Origin of the sequence: Nocardia sp. JW2 (assembly GCF_051843015.1) — a bacterium.
Taxonomy (GTDB): Bacteria; Actinomycetota; Actinomycetes; order Mycobacteriales; family Mycobacteriaceae; genus Nocardia; species Nocardia coubleae.
In genome coordinates this window covers 1-292 of the sequence record NZ_JBPXLK010000075.1, presented here as the reverse complement: position 1 = coordinate 292, position 292 = coordinate 1, and the positions used below count along the sequence as shown (strand labels likewise).

Annotated in this window: 1 protein-coding gene; it reads right to left on the bottom strand. The window is 67.1% G+C overall.

Annotation, left to right across the window (positions count from 1 at the left end; genetic code table 11):
- Positions 1 to 292 (bottom strand): AMP-binding protein (locus tag ACSVDM_RS30855; RefSeq protein WP_439269176.1); only part of this gene is annotated, 292 nt, incomplete at both ends.

Here is a 292-nt window from a genome sequence, read left to right as displayed (position 1 = left end):
TCGGCCAGGTAGGCCGGATCACGATGACCGTCGGGCTTGGCCACGACCAGGCGCGCGCCGATCTGCAAGGGCCAGAAGAACTCCCACACCGACACGTCGAAGGTAGCGGGCGTCTTCTGCAGCACCACGTCGTCGGCGATCAGGCCGTACTGCTCCTGCATCCACACCAGGCGGTTCACGATCGCGGCGTGGCTCACCGCCACACCCTTCGGGCGACCCGTCGAACCGGAGGTGAAGATCACGTACGCGGTGTTCGACGGACGCAGCGGGGCGATCCGCTCGTCGTCGGTGA